At 72.2% G+C, this 23497-nt stretch carries 15 protein-coding genes; 7 read left to right on the top strand and 8 right to left on the bottom strand.

Going from position 1 to position 23497, the window contains the following annotated elements; all coding sequences use genetic code 11:
• On the bottom strand, positions 1-1110 hold the full coding sequence (locus BLU82_RS05705; RefSeq protein WP_172885538.1) for a LacI family DNA-binding transcriptional regulator: 1110 nt from the start codon (positions 1108-1110) through the stop codon (positions 1-3).
• A gap of 187 nt (positions 1111-1297) precedes the next feature.
• Here BLU82_RS05705 and BLU82_RS05710 point away from each other — a divergent pair, with 187 nt between their 5' ends.
• On the top strand, positions 1298-3337 hold the full coding sequence (locus tag BLU82_RS05710) for a DUF2264 domain-containing protein (RefSeq protein WP_197682758.1): 2040 nt from the start codon (positions 1298-1300) through the stop codon (positions 3335-3337).
• A gap of 44 nt (positions 3338-3381) precedes the next feature.
• Entirely contained in the window at positions 3382-4488 is a 1107-nt protein-coding gene (locus BLU82_RS05715) for an alginate lyase family protein (RefSeq protein ID WP_157740612.1), read from the top strand.
• Here BLU82_RS05715 and BLU82_RS05720 read toward each other — a convergent pair.
• The 7 genes from BLU82_RS05720 to BLU82_RS05750 form a co-directional block, all read right to left on the bottom strand.
• Positions 4473-6038 carry a glycosyl hydrolase gene (locus BLU82_RS05720; RefSeq protein WP_092616909.1) on the bottom strand — a complete coding sequence of 522 codons (1566 nt, stop codon included), beginning with the start codon at positions 6036-6038 and terminating at the stop codon, positions 4473-4475. The genes BLU82_RS05715 and BLU82_RS05720 overlap by 16 nt on opposite strands.
• Before the next feature lie 84 nt (positions 6039-6122).
• Positions 6123-9383 (bottom strand): sugar-binding protein, encoded by a 3261-nt coding sequence (locus BLU82_RS05725; RefSeq protein WP_092616911.1) that lies wholly within the window; start codon positions 9381-9383, stop codon positions 6123-6125.
• A 26-nt stretch (positions 9384-9409) separates the two neighbouring features.
• Positions 9410-10984 carry a glycosyl hydrolase gene (locus BLU82_RS05730; protein WP_092616914.1) on the bottom strand — a complete coding sequence of 525 codons (1575 nt, stop codon included), beginning with the start codon at positions 10982-10984 and terminating at the stop codon, positions 9410-9412.
• A 38-nt stretch (positions 10985-11022) separates the two neighbouring features.
• Positions 11023-14295 carry a glycosyl hydrolase gene (locus BLU82_RS05735; RefSeq protein WP_092616917.1) on the bottom strand — a complete coding sequence of 1091 codons (3273 nt, stop codon included), beginning with the start codon at positions 14293-14295 and terminating at the stop codon, positions 11023-11025.
• A gap of 160 nt (positions 14296-14455) precedes the next feature.
• The gene (locus tag BLU82_RS05740) at positions 14456-15535 is read right to left on the bottom strand and encodes a hypothetical protein (RefSeq protein WP_092616920.1); all 1080 of its coding nucleotides are present in this window, start codon (positions 15533-15535) and stop codon (positions 14456-14458) included.
• Positions 15532-16446 carry a PmoA family protein gene (locus tag BLU82_RS05745; protein WP_092616923.1) on the bottom strand — a complete coding sequence of 305 codons (915 nt, stop codon included), beginning with the start codon at positions 16444-16446 and terminating at the stop codon, positions 15532-15534. The genes BLU82_RS05740 and BLU82_RS05745 overlap by 4 nt, the downstream gene beginning before the upstream one ends.
• The gene (locus BLU82_RS05750; RefSeq protein WP_092616927.1) at positions 16443-17549 is read right to left on the bottom strand and encodes a Gfo/Idh/MocA family protein; all 1107 of its coding nucleotides are present in this window, start codon (positions 17547-17549) and stop codon (positions 16443-16445) included. Before BLU82_RS05750 ends, BLU82_RS05745 begins: the two co-directional genes overlap by 4 nt.
• Positions 17550-17885: 336 nt before the next feature.
• Between BLU82_RS05750 and BLU82_RS05755 the strand changes: the two genes are divergently transcribed.
• From BLU82_RS05755 to BLU82_RS05775, 5 genes are all read left to right on the top strand, one after another.
• Entirely contained in the window at positions 17886-19292 is a 1407-nt protein-coding gene (locus tag BLU82_RS05755; RefSeq protein WP_092616931.1) for an ABC transporter substrate-binding protein, read from the top strand.
• A gap of 77 nt (positions 19293-19369) precedes the next feature.
• Positions 19370-20320: a carbohydrate ABC transporter permease gene (locus tag BLU82_RS05760; protein ID WP_092616934.1), complete on the top strand. Its 951-nt coding sequence runs from the start codon at positions 19370-19372 to the stop codon at positions 20318-20320.
• Positions 20317-21285, top strand: coding sequence for a carbohydrate ABC transporter permease (locus tag BLU82_RS05765; protein ID WP_092625489.1), 969 nt, complete (start codon positions 20317-20319; stop codon positions 21283-21285). The genes BLU82_RS05760 and BLU82_RS05765 overlap by 4 nt, the downstream gene beginning before the upstream one ends.
• The gene (locus BLU82_RS05770; protein WP_092616937.1) at positions 21282-22193 is read left to right on the top strand and encodes an NAD(P)-dependent oxidoreductase; all 912 of its coding nucleotides are present in this window, start codon (positions 21282-21284) and stop codon (positions 22191-22193) included. The genes BLU82_RS05765 and BLU82_RS05770 overlap by 4 nt, the downstream gene beginning before the upstream one ends.
• Complete coding sequence (locus BLU82_RS05775) at positions 22190-23491, top strand: enolase C-terminal domain-like protein (RefSeq protein ID WP_092616940.1); 1302 nt, start codon at positions 22190-22192, stop codon at positions 23489-23491. Before BLU82_RS05770 ends, BLU82_RS05775 begins: the two co-directional genes overlap by 4 nt.
• Positions 23492-23497 lie beyond the last annotated feature (6 nt).

Raw genomic sequence — 23497 nt, forward strand, 5'->3', positions numbered from 1 at the left:
TCAGCGTGGCGCTGGGGCGCAGCTGGCGCGGCAGTGGTGGTCGAGTGGGATCATCACCCGCGCCGGATCGTCACCGGCTGACCGCCCGTGCAGGAGGCCGGCCAAGAGGAGGGCGGCCCGTTCGCCGGTGGTGTGGAAGTGCGGGTCGTAGCTGCACACGGCCGGCCACAGGAACCTGCTGATCGAGTTGTCGAACCCGATCACCGTGAGTCGCTCGGGCACCGGGACGCCCAGCTCGCGGGCGGCGTCGAGCACGCTGTGCGCGACGTGGTCGTTGTAGGCGAGGATCGCCGTGGGCGGCTGGCCCGACACGGGCAGGCCGTGCGTGAGCAGCTGCCGGGCGAGGTCGCCGCCGGCGGTGTCGGTCAGGGGTCCGGCCGCGCGCACGATCGGCGCGTCGGCGGGGTCGAGGCCGAGTTCGGCGACGGCATCGTGCCAGCCCTGCTCGTGGTCGAGCGCCGTCGAGGTCGGGGCGGAGCCGCGAGGGAAGACCGCGGCCATCCGGCGATGGCCGAGGCGGTGCAGACGGCGGACGGCGTCGCGGGTGCCGGCCACCCAGTCCGGGGTCACGCAGTTCACCGCGAACGCGTCCGGCTCGTGCCCCAGATGACGGTTGACCAGGACGTAGGGCGTGCCGGCCCGTTCCAGCGGCTCGAGGTCGCGCGCACCCAGCGCGGCCGGCGCGACGATGAGCAGACCGTCGGCGCGGTCCTCGGCCACGAAGCCGGCCAGCTCTGCCGACGGATCCTTCGACTCCATGGCGGCGAGCTGGACGTCCATGCCCTGCGCCGCCGCGCCGGACAGGATGCCGGTCAGCGTCGGGCCGTAGGCCGAGCCGTGGAAGCGAGCCGCGGGCAGGCCGAGGCTGACCACCGCGCAGCGCAGGCTCGCCTGGCGGCCCATGGCGAGGTGGCGGGCGCGCAGACTGGGACGGTAGCCCAGGCGCTGGGCGAGCTGGGCGACCCGCAGCCGGGTGGCCTCGGCGACGTCGTCGTAGCCGGCCAGGGCGCGCGAGACGGTGGTGATGCTGAGCCCGGCGGCCGTGGCGACGTCGTGGAGGGTGACGCGGCGCCGCTGGTCGCGTGCCGCGGCGCTGTCGTTCTGTGTCACGTGCGCCCTCCGATCGCGACCGGCCGGCAGGGGAGCGCGACCTCGCGAAACTCGGCCGAGCGTAGCACCAACGCTCGTCCAAAGCGATGTGGGCTGCCCCTTGCCGGGACTCCGCCGGGCTGATTGGATTCTCCCACCGCTCCACGTCACCGACGCAAGGGAGTTCCGAGTGCCGGCCCAAAGCGCTTTGAGAACGGACCAGATCGCCGAGGACCGGGAGGGCGCGCCGTTCACCGGCTGGACCCGTGCGCACTGGGAGGCGACGGCCGACGCGTTGCTGCTCGCGCCGCGCCGCTACGCCACGGCGTCGAACGCCCTGGTGCACCTGCCCGGGCCGGCCAGCAGGTCGGGGCGCTGGAGCGACGGCCTGGAAGGCTTCGCGCGCACGTTCCTGCTGGCCGGCTTCCGGCTCGCCGGCGCCGGCGGCGACGACCCGCACGACCTCGCCGGCTGGTACGCGCGCGGCATCGCGGCCGGCGTCGATCCCGAGTCGCGCGAGCGCTGGCCGCGGCTCACCGAACGGCGGCAGGCGCACGTCGAGGCGGCGTCCGTCGCGATCGGCCTGCACGAGACCAGGCCGTGGATCTGGTCGCGGCTCTCCGACCGTACCCGCGCACAGGTCGTCGACTGGCTCGGCGACATCGTGGGGCAGGGCGGCTACGGCAACAACTGGGTGTGGTTCCAGAACATCGTCGAGGCGTTCCTGCGCACCGTGGGCGGCCCGTGGGACCCCGCCGACATCGAGCGCAACCTCGCGGCGCACGAGAGCTGGTACGTCGCCGACGGCTGGTACACCGATGGTGGCGTCCGCAACTTCGACTACTACGTCGGCTGGGCGATGCACTTCTACCCGGTCTGGTACTCGCGCATCCTGGCCACGGACGCCGATGCCGGGTTCGCCGCGACGGTCCGCGACCGGCTGCGCCGGTACCTGCAGGATGCTCAATACCTGGTCGCCGCCGACGGCGCACCGGTGCTCCAAGGCCGCTCGCTGACCTATCGGTTCGCGATGCTGGCGCCGTTCTGGGCGGGCGCGGTCGCCGACGCACAGGCGCCGGGCGCCGCGGTCGACGCCGCGACGGTGCCGCCCGGCGTGACCCGGCGGCTGGCCAACGGCGTGCTCCGGTACTTCCTCGGCCACGGCGCCCGCGACGAGCGCGGCCTGCTGCCGATCGGCTGGCACGGCGCGTTCCCGCGCATCCGGCAGTACTACTCCGGCCCGGGGTCGCCCTACTGGGCGAGCAAGGGCTTCGCCGGACTCGTGCTGGCGCCGTCGCACCCGGTGTGGACGGCGGAGGAGCGGCCGCTGCCGGTCGAGTCCGGCGACGTGCACCGCGTCGTCGAGCCGCCCAGCTGGATCGTCGCCGCGACCCGGTCCGACGGCATCGTGCGCGTGCTCAACCACGGCACCGACCACGCGGCGGTCCCGGCGGCCGCGGCCGACCTGCCGTTCTACGCCCGGCACGGCTACGCGACGCACGCGGCGCCCGAACTCTCGCACGGCGACGCGCAGGCGCCGTTCGACTCCCACGTCGCGCTTCTCGACGCCGAGGGCCGGCCGAGCCATCGGACGCCGCTGCGGCGCGTCGACGCCGGTCCGGATGCCCTGGCGTCGAGCGGCCGGGCCCACTGGCTCGAGCTGTCCGCTGCCGCCGGCACCACCCAGGACACCGAGAGCATGCGGGTCGGCCCGTGGCTCACCACCGCGACGCTGGTCCGCGGCGGCGTCGAGGTGCGGCTGGCTCGGGTCGACCCCGTCCCGCCGGACTTCGGCCGTCCGGGCACCGCCGCCGCTGACGACCCGGACGCCCATCGGCTGGTCGATCCCGGCCCGTGGCGGCTGCGCTTCGGCGGCTGGGCCGTGGCGAGCGACGCGGCCGCGCCCGCGCACCGACTCGGTGACCGGCACGCCGCAGCGACGACCGAGAGCGGTCTGACCAGCGTGGTCGTCGGCTGCGACGGTGTCGACGACGCCGGCGTGCGTGCGTCCGCTGGGTCGAACCCACTCGGGCGGTGGTCGGCGACGCCCTGGGCGCGGACGAGCGCGCCGATCCGCACCGGAACGGTCTACGCCGCCGTCGTCGTGCTGGCCGGAGTGCCGTCGGCGGCCGACGACGCCGACCGCACCGCGGTGCGCATCGCCGACGCCGACGCGAGCGTCACCTGGCCCGACGGCACCTCCGTCAGCGTGCGGCTCGCCGCACCGGACGCGGCCGGCTCGCGGTGACGGCGCCGGCGGCGTTCCTCATCCCCGATCGAGCCTGGGACGAGGTGACGCGCAGCCTGGCGGCCGACGCGCGGGCGCGGGCCGTCCTCGCCGCCGAGTGCGCCGAGCTGCGCCGGGGCGGATTGCGGAGCGTGACGGACAAGCCCGTGCCGGCGCCGAGCGGCTCGCCACACGACTACCTGAGCATCGCACCGTACTGGTGGCCCGATCCGGCGCGGCCCGGCGGCCTCCCGTGGGTGCGGCGCGACGGTGAGGTCAACCCCGCCTACCACGACCACGACAACGCCCGCCTCGACGCCATGTGCCTCGCGGTGTCCTCGGCGGTCGTGGCCCATCGCGTGACCGGCGACGCCGGCCACGCCCGCTTCGCCGGGCGGTATCTCCGGCACTGGTTCCTCGATCCGGCCACGCGGATGAACCCGAACCTCGTCCACGCCCAGGCCGTTCCGGGCGTCACCGAGGGCCGCGGCATCGGCATCATCGACACCGCCGGGTTGATCTACCTGCTCGACGCGGTCTGCCACCTGGAGCCCGGACGGCACTGGTCCGCCGGTGACCTCGACGGCCTGCGGCAGTGGTTCTCCGACTACCTCGACTGGCTGCTCATCAGCGAGCACGGCCGCGTCGAAGGCGCCGAGGCGAACAACCACGGCACCTGGTACGACGCCCAGGTGGTGGCGTACGCGAGCTTCACCGGCCGGACGGACGTGGCGGCGCGGCAGCTCGAGCGGTGCTCGATGGACCGGCTGACAACGCAGATCGCGGCGGACGGCAGCATGCCGCACGAACTGCGGCGCACGCTGTCGCTGACGTACTGCGCGTTCAACCTGCTCGGTCTGCTGTGCCTCGCGTCGCTGTCCCAGCACGCCGGCATGGACCTGTGGCGGCACGGCGACGCGCTGCCGCGTGCGGTCGGCCACCTGGCGCCGTTCCTCACCGGGGAGCGCGCCTGGTCGCATCCGCAGATCGTCCCGTTCGACCCGTACGTCGTCGCGCTCGTGCTGACGCTGACGCCGGGGCGCGGCTCCGACGCGGCCGCGCACGCCGAATGGCCGCACCACCGGCTGATCTTCTCGCACGCCAGGGTCGCCAGTCGCCGGTCCGGCCGGGGCGCCGCCCCGGCCGGACCGCCCGCTCAGGGGACGTCCTGAACGGTGGCCACGACCTCGTCGAAACGGACACCGCCCGTCTGGCCCGAGACCAGGCCGGACTTGTCCAGCACCAGCGCGACCCTGGTCGCGGGACCGTGCCACACGCCATCGTCGGCGCCGCCGAAGTGCAGGTAGCCGGCGCCGCTGTCGAAGTCGGACACCACGATCTCCTGCCAGGCGCCGGACGGCGTGAAGGCCAGGTTCTGCTGGTGGGTCTGGCCGGTGCTGTCGGTGACCCGCAGCCCGACACGCTGCACCGTCGTCGCCCGCACCCAGAACGTCAGCTTGCGCAGCGCGAGGCCGGAGACGGGGCGGGAGATCTGGACGTAGTTGCCGCCGCCGGTGAAGTCGCCGTGCAGCACGCCGGCCAGGGCGCCGCCCATGACGTAGGTGTCGTTGCGCTGGAACGTCCCGGTGGCGCCGGGGAACTCCGGGCCGAGGCCGAGCGCCCAGCCCTCGCTCGGCCCCTCGAAACCGCCGATCACCACGTCGGCGCCGATGATCCGGCGCGGCAGCTTCTTGTACGACCAGTCGGTGTGGTCCATGGTGACCGGGTCGAAGTTCGGGAACGAGACCAGCCCGTAGTTGGCCTCGGTGTAGGAGTCCGTCCGCACCGGCTGGGTGAGCAGTTCGTAGAGGACGAGCGCCTCGACGTGCGGATGCGCCTCGCAGATGGCGCGGATCTGGTGGTACCAGTTGACCTGGCGCTGCTGGTTCTCCGCGTCGCTGCGCGTCTGCGACGGCCGCTCGTTGGTCTCGGCCACCCAGATCGGCAGGCCGTACTCGGACCAGAGCCAGTCGAAGACGTTGGTGATTCCGCTGACCGGGAGGCCGGCGATGCCGCGCTGCATCTCGGCGTACCAGTGCCAGTCGATGAAGTCGAGGTCCACGTTGTCCAGGACGTAGCCCTGCCACCAGATCGGGAAGTAGCCGGACACCGACACCGACGTCTTCGCCGTGGGCCGCACCGACTTCAGGCCGGCGTTCGCTCCCTTGATCCAGTTCATCGCCCGTTCGCATTTCGGCAGGTCGAAATCGCCGGCGACCTCGCCGTCCGGGCTGAGCAGCAGTTTCTTGAACAGCTCCCACTCGTTGCCCAGGTTGTAGTGGGTGAACATGTGGCCGTAATCGGTGGCGAACCCGGCCATCAGCGCGTAGCCGCGGTCGTAGTTCTCCTGTGGCGAGATGTCCGGCGAGTAGTTGTCGTACACCATCGGCAGGCAGTCGATGCCGGCGTCGGCGAGCAGGCCCTGCATGGTGAGGAACTTGGTGTGGTTGGTCGACCGGCCGGCGGCGTCGGTCTTGATGTCGGTGCGGTAGACGTCCATGCCCATCGCGGTGAGCATGGCCACCTGGGTGGCGTAGGGGACGCCGGGCTCGGCGTCGGCGTCGTACGCCTTGGTGTTGTAGGGATGGCCGTTGGCGCCGAAGCGCAGCGGCGTCGCCGCGGACGACTGGCCGGCCGTGGCCAGAACGGCCGGGAGGGGGAGGGCCGCGCCGGCGGTGGCCAGGCCGGCGGCCTTGAGCAGTTCTCGACGGGTCGGTCGCATCGTTGCCTCCGGTGGTCGAGTGGAGCGGGGGTGGGGTCGGGGCCCGGCCGGAGCCGCCGGTGACGGCTCCGGCCGGGCCGGCGGTCACGGGTCCAGGCGGAAGGGGAGATAGCGCGCGGGGTCCTTGGTGGTCGCGATCCCGTCGCCCCAGGCGATCCAGCCGTCGCGGCCGGTACCGTCGTTCTCGTTGACGATGAGCGAGAAGCTGATCAGCCGGTCCGCGGGCCGGAACGGGGTCAGCTCCGACCAGGGGACGGCCAGCTCGTAGACGGTCTCGTCGGTGTCGTCGTGCCGGACGATCGCGACGTCCACCCCGTCGACCACGCCGACCGGACGGCCACCGGCGGCGAGCCAGCGGTAGACCTCCGGGCCGTCCGCGGTCAACGTGAGTCCGAGCTCGTCCCAGGCCCGGGTCTCGCCTGGCAGACCGGCGGCGAAGCCGAACTGGAAGCCGTCGCCGGCCCAGACGCCGTCACCGGAGGAGGTCTGGCTGTGCACGTCGTCGTGGATCCGCGCCGACAGGTAGACGTTCTCCTCGTCCCACGTGGTCCAGACCTGGCCGGAGAGGTCGTCCGGGCCGATGTGGCCGGAGAGCCGGTTGACGCCGTCGGCGAGCAGGTCGAACCCCGGCACGTCGCCGAGGTCGTCCAGGACGCCGTCGACGGTGATCGGCCGGTGTGCGATGGGCGCGATCGTGTCGTCGGCGACGATCGACACCGAGCCCGCGCGCACGACGTCGGCGACGCCGGGAGCGGTCAGCCGCAGCTCGTACGCGTGTCTCGCCTCGGCGAGCCCGTCGAGCGGGAGGTCGACGTCGACGCCGGCCCCGCCGGCCAGCGTCGCCGGCACCTCGGCGGTGCCCGAGGTGTCGCCGATGGTCCACTCCAGCGCAGTGAGCTCGACGTCACGGCTGGCGGCGTTCGTGACGGTCGCCGTCAGCACGTGCGCGCCGGTGTCGTCGAGCCGGTGCGCGGCCGTGACCGTCAGCGGCTCGATGACGGTGACGCCGGTGGCGAGCCGGGCCGTCGTGCCGCGCCGCTCCTCGAACGTGCCGACCAGTTCTCGCGGCCCGAGCTCGTCGGTGGCCGGGAGCGTGACCGGGACGGTCGCCGTCCGGCCGGGCGCCACGTGGACGGTCACGGACCGGCCGCCGAGGTGGAAGGTGCCGACGATCGGCGCGCGGGGCTCGCCGGTGTTGTCGATCGCCAGCTCCAGCTCGACCGGGTCGCCGGCGGCCACGGTGGCGCCGGCGACCGGCCGCAGCGCGAGCGTGTCGCTCACCTCGATCGAGGTCACGTCGCCGGTGACGTAGACGGGGTTGTCGCCGAGCGTCAGGTGGATGCGGCCGGCGTTGGCGTCGTACCGCTCGGACGCGCCCGTCAGGTCGGTGACGGTGAGCCGGTCCTCCGACGCGATCGCCACCGTCGTCGGTTCCTCGGCCCAGAGCACGCGCACCGGGGTTCCGGCGTTGTCGAACAGGTAGCTGCGCACACCGTCGGCGACGTCGTCGCGGCTGATGAAGTCGGCGGTGCCGAGCGCGCGGGTCATCGTCGCGTAGCTCACATACGCGGGCTTGGGCACCCAGCGGCCGCGGGGGTTGTCGTGGTGCCGGATGATCCCGAACCGGTCCTCGTTGGACGCGTCGTTCAGGCCCTTCTCCGACATGTTGTACATGATGTGGCGGTCGACGCCCGAAGCCAGCGAGAGGACGTTCGCCCGCACGAAGTTGGCGGCCTGGGTCGCTTCGCTGACGCCGGTGGCTCCGGTGTTGGTGGGCCAGCCCTGCTCGGTGATCCAGATCGGAATCGGCTCGCCGCCGTTGTACTCACGGACCAGAGCGTCGAGCCGGGCGAGCACGTCCTCCACGCCCTCGGGGTCGCCCGGGTAGCGGTAGGGGTGCACCGAGAGCACGTCCATGTACTCCAGGCCGCCGAGCTGGAACAGCTGCTCCAGCCACTGCATCGGCACCGAGGACGTGACGCCGCCGACGACGGTGACGTCCGGCCGCTCGGCCTTGACGGTCTCGTAGGTCGCCTTCAGCAGCGGGAAGTAGTAGTCGGCGCGGCTGTCGGCCGGACCGTCGCCGCGGTCGCCGAAGCCGATGTTGAACTCGTTGTACACCTCGGCCCACGGCAGGTCGTAGTGCTCGACGGTGGCGGCCACGTAGTTCGCGTAGGCCTGGCGGCCGGCGTCGGTGTAGGGGGTGGCGTTGCCGTCGTGGTGGGCGTTGGTGTAGCCGAACATCGCCAGCCACGTGGAGCCGGCGGCGTCCAGGCTGTCGACCATGCCGTCGTACCCGTCGAAGACGTACTCGCCCGGACGCGGCTCGATGGTCCCCCAGCCGGCGTCCTGGCGCACCGTCGCGGCCCCCGCCATCGCCGCGATCTCCGGGAGCAGGTAGCCGGGGTCCTTGGTCGAGTCCCAGGACAGGTGCTCGGCCAGGCCGAACGGGGACTCCGTCGCGGACAGCCGCTCAGTTGCGGCCAGCAGCGCCACGTCGGTCTCCCGGGTGGCGATCACCTCGCCGTCGAGGGTCGCGGTGGCCGCGAAGACGTAATGACCCGGGGTGTCGATGGGCAGGGTGAGCTGCGTCTGGGTGTCGATGGGCGTGTCACCCGCCGCGACCTGCTCACCCCAGAAGTCGGTGACCGTCCAGTTCACGGTGTCGCCCCGCGACACCAGGCCGAGCGTCACCTCGTCGGGCTGCTCGACGATGTTGCCCGGCGTGGTCTGCTCGATGACCAGGGCCGGCGGCTGGGCCGTCACGGTGACGGCGTCGAGCCGCACGCTGCCGGTGAGGCTCGCCGCCGGCACGCTGGCTTTGTCGACGATGAACGCGATACTCGTCGCCGGGCCGTGCCAGACGCCGTCGTTCGCGCCGCCGAAGTGCAGGTACCCGCTGCCGCCGGCGAAGTCCGTGACCGTGATCTGCTGCCAGCCACCGGGCGTGAGGGCGAGGCGCTGCTGGTGGGTCTGGCCGGTGGAGTCGACCAGGCGCAGCCCGAGCCGGGCGACGTCGTCAGTCCTGGCCTGGAAGCTCAGCCCGACCGCGTCGAGCGAGATGCTCTTGCGCACCTGGACGTAGTTGCCGCCGCCGGTGAAGTCGCCGTGCAGGACGCCGGACGACGACCCGCTGACGGCGTCGGTGGCGTCGATCGTGAACGAGCCCTGGGCGCCGGGGAACTCCGGTCCCAGGTCGAGGCCCCAGCCGTCTCCGGCGGCCTCGAAGTCGCCGATCGTGGTGGTGAGGTCCAGGGCCTGTGTCGCCGCCGGCGCCGCGACGAGACCGGCGGCCGCCGCGGCGGCGGCCGCGATGGCCGCGGCGATCCTTCGGGGGATGTGCATGCGCTCTCCTCGAGGAGTGGTGGTGATCAGGGCACGTCCTGGACGGTGGCGACGACCTCGTCGAACCGGACGGCGCCGGTGACGCGGCCGGCGGTGAGCCCGCCCTCGTCCAGGACGAGGCCGACCCTGGTCGCCGGCCCGTGCCAGACGCCGTCGTCGGCCCCGCCGAAGTGGACGTAGCCGGCGCCGCCCGCGAAGTCGGACACGGCGACCTCCTGCCAGACGCCGTCGGGCGCGATGGCGATCGTCTGCTGGTGGGTCTGGCCGGTGCTGTCGGTCATCCGCAGCCCGATGCGCTGCACCGTGCTGCTCAGCACCCAGAACCTCAGCGTGCGGACGGGCAGGCTCGCGACGGTCCGCGACACCTGGACGTACGCCCCGCCGGCGGTGAAGTCGCCGGAGAGCAGGCCGGCGAGCTCGCCGCCCATGTGGTGGGCGTCGTTGCGCTGGAACGAGCCCGTGGCGCCGGGGAACTCCGGGCCGTTGGCGAACGTCCAGCCCTCGCTCGGCCCTTCGAAGCCGCCGATGAGGACGTCGGCGCCCATGAGCCGGCGGGGCAGCTTCCGGTACGACCAGCCGGTGTAGTCGGGGTTCGCGCGGTCGAAGCCCGGAAAGGCCACCATGCCGTAGTTCGCCTCGACGTACTCGGCCGGGACGGTCGTGTCGCGCTGCGGCTGGGTCAGCAGCTCGTACCAGATCACGGCCTCGACCCGCGGATGCTCGAGGCACAGCTGGTGGATCTTCTGGTGCCAGTTGACCTGGAGTTGCTGGTTCTCCAGGTCGCCGCGGTTGCGGTTCGGCCGATCGTTCGTCTCCGACACCCAGATCGGCAGCCCGTACCGGGTCCAGAGGTCGTCGAAGATGTTGTCGACGCCGATCTCCGACTTGTTCCGCTCCATGTCGGCGTACCAGTGCCAGTCGACGAAGTCGAGGCCGACGTTCTCCAACACGTAGCCCTGCCACCAGACCGGATACCAGCCGGCGGCCGCTATGGACGTCTTCGCGGCCGGCTTCACCGACTTGAGGCCGTCGTTCGCGCCCCTGATCCAGTGCATGGACCGCTCGGCCATGGTCAGGTCGTAGTGACCGGACGACGCGCCCGTGCCGGTCTTGAACCCGTCGTTCAGTTCCCACTCGTTGCCGAGGTTGACGTGGGTGAAGTACGGGCCGTAGTGGGTGGCGAAGCCGGCCGCCTTCGCGAAGCCGCGGTCGTAGTTCTGCTGGTTGGTCAGCGCCGGGTCGCAGTTGTCGCCGAGCATCGGCATACAGGCGATCCCGGCGTCGCCGAGCAGCCCCATCATCCGCAGCACCGAGTTGTGCACCGGTGCCCGGCCGGACGCGTCGGTGCCGATGTCCGTGCGGTAGATGCCCATGCCCAGCGCGCTGAGCATGGCCACCTGCGTCTCGTAGGGGACGCCGTTCGCGGGGGTGTACGCGTCGTTGTTGTAGGGGTGGCCGTTCACGCCGAGCAGCAGCGGCGAGGCCGCGGGAGCGAAGCCCGCCGCCTCCTCCGCCCCCGCGGCCTGGCCCTGCCAGGGCAGGGCCAGGCCGGCGATCCCGAGACCGGTCGATCGCAGGAACTGCCGTCGAGTCGATCGCATCGTCGTCTCCTTCGACGTCGCGGGACCGGGGGGTTCGATCAGGGCAGCGGATCCAGGCGGAACGGGCTGTAGCGGGCCGGGTCCTTGGCCGTGGCAATGCCGTCGCCGTAGCGGATCCAGCCGCGCCGCTCCTGTCCGTCGTTCTCGTTGAGGATGATCGAGAAGCTGAGCAGCCGGTGGTCGGGCTCGAACGGAGTGAGCTCGCTCCACGGGATGGCCAGCTCGTAGACGGTCTCCGCGGCGGCGTCGTCGCGGGTGATGGCGAGGTCGGCGTCCTCGATGAGCCCGGTGGGCCGGCCCTGCGCGGACAGCCAGCGGTACAGCTCCGGGCCGTTCTCGGTGAGCGACATGCCCAGCTCGTCCCAGGCCCGCGTCTCGCCCGGCAGCCCCGCGGCGAAGCCGAACTGGAACCCGTCGCCGAACCAGACCGCGGTGCCGGTCTCGGACTGGAAGTGGACGTCGTCGTCGATCCGCGCGCTCAGGTACACGTTCTCGTCGTCCCAGGTGGTCCAGAGCTGACCACCGAGGTCGTCGGGGCCGCCGTGGTCGGAGATGGCCACGACGCCGTCGGCGAGGAAGTCGACCGACGGGACGCCGGCGAGGTCGTCGAGGACGCCGTCGACCGTGATCGACCGCTGGGGGAACGAGCCGATGGCGTCGGTCGCGACGACCGCGACCGTGCCCGTGCTGACGACGTCGTCGACGTCCGGACCGGTCAGCCGCAGTTCCCGCGTGTGCCGGCCGGCCGGGAACCCCGCGAGCGGGATGTCGACCTCGTAGGTGGCGCCGCCCGCGATGGCGGCGGGGACCTGCGCGGTGCCGGTCTGGCCGCCGATCGTCCAGGCGAGGCCGTCCAGGGCCACCTCGTCGACCGAGGCGTTGGCCACGCCGACGCGCAGGACGTCGGCGCCGGCGGCGTCCAGGCGGTGCGTGGCCGTCATCGTGAGCGGTTCGACCACCTGCACCTGGGTGGTGAGGCGGGCCGCGGGAGCGCCGGACAGTCGCAGGGTGCCGACGAGGTCGCGCGGGCCGAGCGTGGTGGTGCCCGGAACCGTCACCGGGATGGTCGCGACCTGTCCCGGCCGCACCGACACCGGGACCGACGTGCCGGCGATGTCGAGGCTGCCGCTGATCGGCGCGCGAGGCGTGACGGAGTTGTCGATGGTCAGCTCGAGCGCGATGTCGTCGCCGGCCGCGACCGCGTCGGCCACCGGGGCGAGCGTGATCTTGTCGTCGGGCGCGATGCCCTCGACCTCACCGGTGAGGTAGATCGGCGCCGAGCCGAGCGTGAGGTGGATGCGGTCGGCTCGGCTCCGGTAGGTGTCGGAGGCGCCCATGAGGTCGGTCACCGAGACGGTCGTGTCCGGCGCGGTCTGCACCGAGACGGTCGTCGGCTCGTCGGACCACAGGACCCGGACGGGGGTTCCGTCGCGATCGAAGACGTGGCTGTGGATGCCGTCGGCCACGGTCTCCTCGTGGTCGTACGCGGCGGCGTCCAGCGCTCGGGTCATGGCCGCGTAGGCGGCGTAGCCGGGCTTGGGCGTCCACTTGCCGCGGGGGTCGTTGGTGTTGCGGATCAGGCCGTACCGGTGCTCGACGTCGGTCTCGTTCAGGCCCTTGTTCATCATGTTGTACCAGGTGTAGCGCTCGACGCCGTTGGCGAACGCGACCACGTGGGTCCGCACCAGGTAGGCGGCGGAGGTGGCCTCGCTGACGCCGGTGGCGCCCGTGTTGGTGGGCCAGCTCTGCTCGGTGATCCAGATCGGGATCGACTCGCCGTCGTTGTACTGACGGACCAGCGCGTCGAGCCGCTCGAGGTCGGCCTCCATGCCCTCAGGAGCGCTGGGGAACCGGTACGGGTGGACGGACAGCACGTCCATGTACTCCAGGCCGCCGAGCTGGAACAGCTGCTCGAGCCACTGGAACGGGATGGACGACGTGACGCCGCCGACCACCGTCACATCGGGGTGCTCGGCCTTGACCGTCTCGTAAGTGGTCTTCAGCAGCGGGAAGTAGTAGTCGGCGCGGCTGTCGGCGGGGCCGTCGCCGCGGTCGCCGAAGGCGATGTTGAACTCGTTGTAGATCTCGACCGACTCGAGGTCGTACTTCTCGATCGCGTCGACGGTGTAGGCGGCGTAGCCGGCGCGGGCCTCGTCGGTGTGGGGCGTGGCGTTGTTGTCGTAGAACTTGTTCGTGTAGCCGAACATCGGCGCCCAGCTCATGCCGGCGCCGTCGAGGGCCTCGACCATGGGGTCGTAGCGGGTGTACGTGTACTCGCCCGGCTGCTTCTCGATCTCGCCCCAGCCGGCGTCTTCGCGGACCCGCTGGGTGCCGAGCTTGTCCGCGATGCCGACCAGCTCGTAGTTCGGGTCGCCCCAGTCCGGGCGCGTGAGGTGTTCGGCGATCATGAACCGCTCGTCGGACGGTGAGGGGTCGAACTCCTCGACGACGGCGAAGTCGGTCTCGGAGCTGCCGATCACGGCGCCGTCCTGGACCGCGGTGAAGGCGATCGCGTAGTAGCCGGGCGTGTCGACCGGAACCGTCAGGCCGGCGGTGACGTCGACGGCGGTGTCGCCGGACGCCACCTGGTCGCCCCACGCGTCCGTGACGGTCCAGCTCACGGTGTCGGCGCGCGAGGTGAGGCCGAACTCGACCGGCTGGCTGTCCTCGAAGATGTTCCCCGGCGCCGTCTGCTCGATCTCGAGCACCGGCGGGGGAGCGGTCACCGTGACGGCGTCGAACCGCACGTCGGCCGTCTTGTCCGCCGGCAGCACGAAGCCGCGGTCGATGATCAGGCCGATGGACCGGGCCGGACCGTGCCAGATGCCGTCGTTCGCGCCGCCGTAGTGGATGTTGGACTCGCCACCGGCGAAGTCGGTGATGGCGACCTGCTGCCATGCGCCGCCGGGCGCGATCGGGACGCGCTGCTGGTGGACCTGGCCGGTCGAGTCGGTCAGCCGCAGCCCGATCCTGCTGACGTCGGCCGACCGGACCTGGAACGACAGCTCGGTGAGGTCGAGCCCGAGCGACCGTCCGAGCAGGACGTAGTTGCCGCCGCCGCTGAAAGCGGCCGTGACCAACCCGGACCGCTCGCCGGTGGCCGCGTCCGTCGCGTCGCGGGTGAAGGTGCCCTGCGCCCCGGGGAACTCGGGCCCCAGGTTGAGGTTCCAGACCTCGGCGGTGCTTTCGAAGTCGCCGATCACTTCCTCGATCTGCGCGGCCTGCGCCGCGGGTGGGCCGGCGGCGATCGCGGCGGCGACGGCCACCGCGAACGAACCGATGGCGGCCAGGATCCTTCGTGGAGCGCGCATGCTGTCTCCTCGACGATGAGTCGACGGCGGCCGGCGCTGAGTGGCCGGACGCAAAAGGCTTTGTGGAACGTATCGGAGTGAACCGGTCATCCGCAAGACATCGGTGCGAAACGCTTTGCGTCACCCGAAGGCGCGTGGAGTGCCGCTCAGCGGATTGACGTCAGCGCCGTGCGGGCGCGGTCACGTGCGGTCCGGTGAGCCAGCCGTCGGCGTGGTCGAGCCAGGTCGCCCAGTCGGCGGGGGTGAGATCGTGGCCGCCGGGGCGGAGGCGGAAGCCGAGCCGGCCGCCGATCAGCCGGTCCTCGGGCGGCGACGCGCCGACGCCGAGGCCGTCGAGACCGAGGTCGTCGGCGCCGAGGAGCTCGTAGACCGGCGACGCGGCGCGCAGGACCCCCAGCTGGCCGGCCGGGTCGGCCCACTGGTCTCCGGCGGCGCAGGTGAACAGCACCGGGCGCGGCGCGCACAGCGCGACCAGGCAGTGCTGGTCGACCGGCAGGCGATCGGGGTCGGCGGCATGGGTGGCGAACCGGTCGGCGAACCAGTGCGGGAACGCGGCCGTGATGTGCGCGACCGTCTCGGCCCGCGGGTTGCTGGTGCGGCTCGGTGCGCTGCCGCCGCAGCCGGCCTGGTTGACCAGCGCGAGGCCGATCCGGTCGTCGAACGCGGCCGCCAGCAGCGCCGCCTTGCCCAGCCGGGAGTGACCGCCGGCGGCGACCCGGCCGGCATCGGCCTCCGGCAGACCGACCGCGACGTCCACGAGCCGGCTCAAGCCCCAGGCCCAGGCGGCGATCGCGGGCACCCCGGCCGGCGCCGTGCCCGCGTCGTGGGGCGCGCCGGGATCGTCGGGCCGGAACCGCTCGTAGTCCGCGGTCACGACCGCGTAGCCGCGCCCGGCGACGAGCCCGAGCGGCCACCGGGGATGCCCGGCGACGCCGCCGGGACCGGCGGCGTTCAGGCTCACCACCACCGGCGCCGGCCCAGCCGACCGGGCCGGGAGCGCGGCCTGGACCGTCACCGGCGCACGGCCCGGCCAGGTCAGCGCCAGCTCGCGGAGTATCACCTCGCCGGACCGGCGTTCCCGCACCAGCTCGGCCGGCGGCGCCGGGCCGGCCGGCGGGACCGGCCCGTACACCTCGCGCCGGAAGATCGCCGCCAGCTCCGGGCGGCGCCGCGACCACCACTCGGCGGCGGAGTCGACGCGGGTGCCGTCGGCGCACCGGAGCGGATCGGGCAGCCTCACCAGTCGATCGTGGCGAGAGTGTCGGCGATCGAGGCCGCAGGGTGCTCGCCGGTGGCGACGACGACCCGGTACCGCCGGTGCAGGGCCTCACCGGCGGGGATCACCAGCGGTTCGTGGAAGGCCCAGGACGGATTGATGCCGGCGAAGTCGCCGGTGCGGGTGAACCAGTGCGCGCTGTCGCCCTTGTTCTCCGGCGCGGTGGTGAAGACCAGCGTCGACGAGCGGTCGACGTCGTCGTGGCGGCCGATGTACGCGACCCACGGGACGTCGGCGACGCTGCGCCCGCGCAGCTCGTCCTCGGGGACGACGCCGTCGGCGGTGACCAGGGCGCCGTCGGTGAACGACCGCGGACCGCGCCACCACAGGCCGCTGTAGCCCGAGCCCGTCATGCCGCGGACGTTCGGGCTCTCCAGGGTCAGCGCCGCGTCGCCGGCGCCGCTGACGCGGGTCGTGACGTCGAGCGCGTAGGTGCCGGCGTCGAGGTCGACGGCGTGCAGGCGCAGCGTGCGCCGCTCGGTTGCAAGGGGAGCATCCGTGGCATCGACCCACACCAGGTCGTGGTCGACGGTGACGTCGCCCGGCGCCGGGTGGATCGCGGGCGGCCCGCTCGGGCGCATCGCGCCGAGGTTGTCCAGCACCTGGTAGCCCTCGCCCCGGACGTACGTGTGCCCGCCCCAGATGTTCGTCCCGGACACGTCGGTGGCGGTGAGCTGCAAGCCCTTGTGCCACCGGTGGTCGTGCGGCCGGAAGATCGTCACCACGTCGCCGGCGAGGGTACGCAGCGGGTGGATGTAGGGCTTGGGCGCCTCCCAGCGCTGGGGGAACGGTTCGTAGACGTAGCGGGCCAGCTCGACGTCGCCGGCCCGCACCGACACGTCGTGGCCATGGGTGTGAGTGACGACCAGGGTCATGGGAGCTCCATCCCGCCGTTGACGGCGGTGTAGAAGGGATCGCCCGGACCGATCGAGCCGCGGGCGACGGTCCGGCCGGTGAGCGCGGACTTGTACATGGCGGTGATGAACTCGAGGGCGGCCCGGCCGCTCCCGCCGCTGGTCGCCGGTCGCCGGCCGGCGCGCAGGTCCGACAGCAGCGCGGCGAGCTGCGGCCGGTGGCTGCTCGGCTCGCCCGGCTCGGACGGCAGCCACGCCGCCACCTGTTCCGGCGGCGTGCCCGGCGACGGCGTGTAGGTCCAGTCGTCGTCGGTGTAGCCGTAGAGGTGCTGCAGCTCGACGGTGGCGGCTTCGCAGTCGATGCGCAGGTAGCTGGTCTGACGCGGCGAGAGCGACGAGTTGACGACGGTGCCCAGCGCGCCGTTCTCGAACCGGACGGCGGCCGTCGTGACGTCGTCGGTGCGGACGTCGCGGGCGAGCCGTCCGGCGAACGCGGTGACCTCGGACCAGGGGCCGAGCAGGTGCAGGAAGAGGTCGATCTGGTGGATGCCCAGGCCCATCGCCGGCCCGCCGCCCTCGGTCGCCCATTGCCCACGCCAGGGGACCGCGTAGTAGGCGTCGTCACGGAACCAGGTCGTCTGGCAGTGCCCCACGAGCGGCCGGCCGAGCAGGCGCTGGTTCAGCAGCCGGCCGGCCCGCCGCGCACCGCTGCCGAAACGGTGCTGGAACACGATCGCGGCGTACGGGCCCCCTTCGGCCTCGGCGGCGGTGATGTCGTCGTACTCGGCCAGCGACAGCACCGGCGGCTTCTCGCACCACGCCCACGCCCCTGCCTCCAGCACCGCGATCACCTGCTCGCGGTGCACGGCCGGCGGCGAGCAGATCACGACGAGATCGGGGCGGGTCTCCTTCAGCAGCAGGTCCAGGTCGTCGTAGGTGGCGCCGATGTCCCAGCGCGCCGCGGTCGCGGCCAGCCGCCCGGCGTCGATGTCCATCGCCGCCTCGACCCGGACCGCGGCGCCGAGCGACCGCAGTGCCGGTAGGTGGACGTTGTCGGCGATGGCGCCGGTCCCCACCAGGGCGACGCGGACCGGCGGATCGGGAACGGGCGGCGGATTCGACACAGGGCTCCCTCGGAACTCGGCACCAACGACGCAAAAGGCTTTGTGGAGCGTACACGGAGAGTGGGGTGCGTCCACAAGGGGCGTCGCCGGCCGGAATGCGGGAGCTCCGAATCGCCGACATCGGTTCGCTCACGAGCGCCGCCGGCGCCGTGAGGAGATGATCATGGTCTCGATTCCGCCTGGTCACTCTCTGGAAACGAACCGTTGACTCGACTGCCTCGGTGTGGCACGTTGGGCCAACACAAAAGGCTTTGCAACGCGAGCCACCGCTCCGTCCCGCCGCGGCCCGATCGGACGTGCGGCCCCCATCATCTCTGTACGTCACAAGGAGTTCCGATGGCGAAACCCCTCTTCAGGCGCACGGTCGTGGCCGTGCTGAGCACCACGTTCGTGGCGGCGCTGGCGGCCTGCGGGACGTCGAGCAGCGACGACGATCCCGCGAGCGGCAACGGCGGCGACACGCCCGACGTCGACGCCCCGGTGACCATCTCGATCAACGACCTGCCGCCCACCGAGGAGCCCGAGCGCCGCCAGAGCATGCTCGACAAGATCGAGCGGTTCGAGGCGGACCACCCGCACATCACCATCGAGGCGACCGAGTACCGCTGGGCGGCCGACACTTTCCCGGCCATGCTCGCCGGCGGCACCGAGCCGACCGTGACCGCTCTCCCGTTCACCGAGGTGCAGGGTCTGGCCGCGCGCGGCCAGACGGCCGAGATCTCCGAGCAGCTCGAGGGCGCCGGGTTCCTCGAGGACCTCAACCCGGGCCTCATGGACGTCGTCACCGCACCCGGCGGCGGCGTCTACGGAGTGCCGTACGCCGCGTACACGGCCGGTCTCATCTACAACCGCGCGCTCTTCACCCAGGCCGGCCTCGACCCCGACGACCCGCCGAAGACGTGGGACGACATCCGGGCGGCGGCGAAGACGATCCAGGAGAAGACCGGCGTCCCCGGCCTGATCAGCATGACCACCGAGAACGTCGGCGGCTGGACGCTGACCGCGATGTCGGCGGCGTTCGGCGGCCAGATGGAGGAGATCGACGGCGAGACCGCCACGGCCTCGTTCAACGCCGAGCCCACCAAACAGGCGCTGGAGTTCCTCCGCGCGCTGCGGTGGGAGGACAACACGATGGGCTCCAACTTCCTGGTCAACTGGGAGGACTCCCGCAACGAGTTCGGCGCGGGCCGGGCCGGCATGTTCATCGGCGGCGCCGACGCCTACAGGGACCTCATCGACACCCGCGGGCTGCCGCCGGACGACTTCGGCGTCGCGCCCCTGCCGCTCGAGGGCGACGAGGCGGCCGCGCTGTCCGGCGGTTCGGTCGACGTGATCAGCGCCCGGGCGACCCCGGAAGAGGTCGACGCGGCCATCACCTGGATCCAGTTCAACCGCTTCGAGAAGTACTACAGCGAGCAGGCCGCGCGCGAGAGCGCCGACGGTGCGTTCAAGGACGGCCGTGCGGTGGGTGCGCCGGAGCTCCCGATCGTCAGCCAGGACATCTACGACCAGTGGCTGGTCTGGATCGACGACATGATCAACGTGCCGCGCGAGAACGCCGAGTACTACCTCACGTCCATCGAGGACGTCCCGCTGGTCGCCGAGCCGCCGGTCAAGGGGCAGGAGCTCTACGCCGCGCTCGACCCCGTCGTCCAGGCCGTGCTGACCCGCGAGGACGCCGACATCGACGCGCTGCTGGCCGAGGCCGAGGACAACGTCAACGCCCTCATCCAGGCGGGCTGACCCTCGATGTCAGGGATGTCCGGGGTCCCCGCAGCGGGCCCTGGACGTCCCTCGCGCACGACGGAAGGAGTGCGACCGTGGTGGTGATCGACAAGGACGTCGCGAGCGCCGTGCGGCCGGCGCCGCCGCCTCGACGGCGGCGGCGCACGCCGGTGACGTGGGTGCGGGGCGGCGGGCTGAGCACGCTGGTCTTCCTGCTGCCGCTCATCGTGCTGTTCTCGCTGTTCTCCTGGTGGCCGGTGCTCAAGAGCCTCGTGCTGAGCTTCCAGCAGACGAACTTCATCGGCCCGGCCGAGTGGGTGGGCTGGAACAACTTCGAGCGGGTCCTGGCCGACCCGCTGCTGGGGACGGCGGCGTGGAACACGACGTGGTTCACCATCCTCGCCGTGGTCATCGGCTACCCGGTGCCGGTCATCACCGCGGTGTTCATCGCCGAGCTGCGCAAGGCCCGCGGCTTCGCGGCGGGACTCGCCTACATCCCGACGATCATCCCGCCGGTCGTCTCGGTGCTGTTGTGGAAGACCTTCTACCGTCCGGACGAGAGCGGTGTGTTCAACACGATGCTCGGCTGGGTCGGCCTGGGGCCGTATCCCTGGCTGCAGGACGGCACGGCGGCGATGCCGAGCATGGTGGTGCAGGCGTGCTGGGCCGGTTTCGGCGCGGCCACCATCATCTACCTGGCCTCGCTGATGTCGATCCAGTCGGAGCTCTACGAGGCGGCCGAGGTCGACGGCGCCAGCATCTGGCGGCGCATCTGGCACGTCACGCTGCCGCAGCTGCGCGGCATCATGCTGATCATGCTGCTGCTGCAACTCATCGGCACGTTCCAGGTGTTCACCGAGCCGTTCATCATGACCAACGGCGGTCCCGAGAACCGCACCGTCACGATCCTCATGCTGATCTACCGGTACGCGTTCCTGGCCAGCGACTACGGCAAGGCCACCGCGCTCAGCCTGATGCTGGCCCTGGCGCTGTGTCTGCTGTCCGGCATCTACCTGTGGGCGACGCGGAAATGGAGCACGACATGAGCGCGACCGTCGACACCGCCGCAGAACACGCCGAGGACGCGGCCGGGGGCGACTCCCGCGGCCGGCGCCGCAAGGAGCCGACGTTCGCCGGCGAGCGCAGCGTGCTGTCGGCGAACGACCGGCGGCGCCCCGGCGTCCGGCTCGGGCTGCGCGTCCTGGTCGTGGTGGTCGTCGCTGGGCTGCTGCTGATCAGCGGGGGCCCGCTGCTCTGGCTGTTCAAGTCGGCGGTGTCGACGAGTCAGGACATCATCCGCGCGCCGTTCGGGCTGTGGTCGAGCGGCATCCAGTGGCAGAACCTGAGTGACGCGTGGACCCTGGTGCACATCGGCCGGGCATTGCTGAACACGGTGTGGATCGCGCTCGGTTCCTGGTTCTTCGGCCTGCTCGTGGCGCTGACCGGCGGCTACGCATTGTCGGTGTTGCGGCCGAAGTACGGCCCGATCATCACCGGGGCGGTGCTGGCGACGCTGTTCGTGCCCGGCGTGGTCTCGCTCGTGGCGTCGTACCTCATCATCCTCGACGTCCCGATCGTCGAGCGGAACCTCATCAACACGTTCTGGGCGGTCTGGCTGCCCGCCGCGCCGAGCGCGTTCAACGTCCTGCTGATGAAACGCGTCTTCGACCGGCTGCCTCGGGACCTGTTCGAGGCGGCGAAGGTCGACGGGGCCGGGCCGTTCCGCATCTTCTGGAGCATCGTGCTGCCCATGTCGAAACCGATCATCGGCGTCATCTCGCTGCTGACGATCATGGCCGCGTGGAAGGAGTTCCTCTGGCCGATGCTGGTGCTGCCCGATCCCACCCTGCAGCCGTTGTCGGTGGTCCTGCCGCGGCTGGAGCAGACGTCGGAGATGAGCCTGCTCATGGCCAGCCTGTTCATCTCGGTGATCATCCCGGTCCTGCTGTTCCTCGTGTTCCAGCGTCAGTTCCTCCGCGGCGCCGGGCAGGCCGGGGCGCTGAAGGGATGAGCGTCGACCACGTGCTGGTCACGGGTGCCGCCGGCATGATCGGCCGGGCCGCGGTCAGGCGCTTCCGGGAGCTCGGCGTCGCTGTCACCGCCCTCGTCCTCGACGATCCCGGCGACCTCAAGGCCGACCGCGTCGTGGTGGGCAGCGCCACCGACCGGGCCGCCGTCCGTGACGCGCTGGACGGCGTGGACGCCGTCGTCCACCTGGCCGCGATCCCCGCGCCCACGCTGGGCACGCCGGACGAGGTCTTCGCCGGCAACACCGCAGCCACCTTCACCGTGCTCGACGCGGCGGGCGAGCACGGCATCCGGAACGCCGCCATCGCGAGCAGCATCAACGCGCTCGGGTTCGGCTGGTCGCCGCGGACGGAGGTGGCGCCGGCGTACGTGCCCCTCGACGAGGACCTCCCCACCGAGGCCGCCGACCCGTACTCGTTGTCCAAGTACGTCGACGAGGTGACGGCCGACGCGATGGCCCGCCGGCACGACCTGACCGTGGTGTCGCTGCGGTTCCCGTTCGTCGGCGGACTGGGGGAGGTGGACGAGCTCGACGATCGCCTGCCCGAGCACGCCGCACAGGTGACCGCCGACCCCGGGATCGGCGCCCGCGACCTGTGGCTGTACCTGGAGACCCGCGACGCCGCCCGGGCGCTGGACCTGGCCCTGCGGGTCGACCTGGCGGGGTCGCACGTCGTGTTCGCCGCCGCCCCCCGGACGTCGGCGCCGTACCTGACGAACGACCTGCTCGACGCCTATTATCCGGCGGTGCCGCGCCGCCGGGACGCGCCGGGCCGCACCGCGCCCGTCGACCTCTCCCGCGCCGAGCAGCTGCTGGGGTTCGCCGCCCAGCACCTCCTGCCCGACTCCGACGAGATCCGCGACCTGCCGACCGAGATGAGGAGACCATGACCGTGACCACCTCGACCGCCGACCCCCAGCTGGAGGTGCCCACCCAGCTCGGGAACGTCGCGCCGCCGTGGCCGCACCGCGACGGTCTGCGCATCACCGGCGTCAGAGCCGTCGCGACGGCGCCGGGCGGCACGCCGCTGGTCATCGTCCGCGTCGACACCAACGAGCCGGGACTGTACGGTCTCGGCTGCGCCACGTTCACCCAGCGCTGGCACTCGGTCGTGGCCTACGTCGAGCAACACCTCGAGCGCCTGGTGGTGGGCCGGCACCCGGCCGACATCGAGGACATCACCCGCGCCGTGCACTACGGCAGCTACTGGCGCAATGGCCCGGTGGGCAACAACGCGCTGTCGGGTCTGGACATGGCGCTGTGGGACATCGCCGGCAAGCGGGCCGGGATGCCGGTGTACGAGCTGCTCGGCGGGCGGGTCCGCGGGGCCGCCGCCACCTACATCCACGCCGGGCGGGCGACCGTCGAGGAGACCCTGGCCGACGCGCGGCGGTTCATGGAGGCCGGCTGGACCCATATCCGGCTGCAGGTCGGGCAGCCCGGCCTGGGCACCTACGGCGCGCCCGGCGCGCGGGGCGGCTACCCGGGCGCGCCGAACCCGGACGGCTGGAGCGTGCACCGCTACCTGCGCACGACCCCGGAGCTGTTCGCGGCCGCGCGGGCCGAACTGGGCGACGACGTCGAGCTGCTGCACGACGTCCACTCACGGCTCACGCCCAAGCAGGCCGTGCTGCTGGCCCGGTCGCTCGAGCCGTACCGGCTGTTCTTCCTCGAGGACGTGCTGGCGCCGGAGTACTTCGACCGGCTTCCCGAGGTGCGCGAGGCGTCGCCGGTGCCGATCGCCGTCGGCGAGTTGGCCACGTCGTTCACCGAGGCGGTCCGGCTGGTCCGCGACGGCGGGGTCGACCTCATCCGCTGTCACATCTCCGCGATCGGCGGACTGTCGCCGGCGCGCAAGATCGCCGTGCTGGCCGAGCTGACCGGCGTGCGCACGGCCTGGCACTCGCCGGCGGACGTGTCGCCGATCGGCGCCGCCGCGAACGTCGCCCTGGACGTGACGAGTCACGCGTTCGGCATCCAGGAGGGGCATGTGTACCCGGAGCCCGTGCACGAGGTCTTCCCCGGAACGCTGCGCATCGAGCGCGGGTGGCTGCGCCCCAACGAGGCGCCCGGCTGGGGCATCGACCTCGACGAGAAGGCGGCCGCCGCCCACCCGCCCGGCCTGGCCCGGATGGACGAGTGGGTCCTGGGCGTCCGCGGGCCCGACGGCGGCTTCGCCGCGCCGTGACGCCCC

Source organism: Jiangella sp. DSM 45060, from assembly GCF_900105175.1.
In the GTDB taxonomy this organism is placed as follows: domain Bacteria; phylum Actinomycetota; class Actinomycetes; order Jiangellales; family Jiangellaceae; genus Jiangella.

Excerpts from the sequence above, each read along its gene's own strand:
- BLU82_RS05765 (WP_092625489.1), top strand. The coding sequence starts at position 20,317 with ATGAGCGCGACCGTCGACACCGCCGCAGAACACGCCGAGGACGCGGCC.
- BLU82_RS05720 (WP_092616909.1), bottom strand. The coding sequence starts at position 6,038 with ATGCGACCGACCCGTCGAGAACTGCTCAAGGCCGCCGGCCTGGCCACC.
- BLU82_RS05745 (WP_092616923.1), bottom strand. The coding sequence starts at position 16,446 with ATGACCCTGGTCGTCACTCACACCCATGGCCACGACGTGTCGGTGCGG.
- BLU82_RS05735 (WP_092616917.1), bottom strand. The coding sequence starts at position 14,295 with ATGCGCGCTCCACGAAGGATCCTGGCCGCCATCGGTTCGTTCGCGGTG.
- BLU82_RS05730 (WP_092616914.1), bottom strand. The coding sequence starts at position 10,984 with ATGCGATCGACTCGACGGCAGTTCCTGCGATCGACCGGTCTCGGGATC.
- BLU82_RS05775 (WP_092616940.1), top strand. The coding sequence starts at position 22,190 with ATGACCGTGACCACCTCGACCGCCGACCCCCAGCTGGAGGTGCCCACC.
- BLU82_RS05755 (WP_092616931.1), top strand. The coding sequence starts at position 17,886 with ATGGCGAAACCCCTCTTCAGGCGCACGGTCGTGGCCGTGCTGAGCACC.
- BLU82_RS05770 (WP_092616937.1), top strand. The coding sequence starts at position 21,282 with ATGAGCGTCGACCACGTGCTGGTCACGGGTGCCGCCGGCATGATCGGC.
- BLU82_RS05725 (WP_092616911.1), bottom strand. The coding sequence starts at position 9,383 with ATGCACATCCCCCGAAGGATCGCCGCGGCCATCGCGGCCGCCGCCGCG.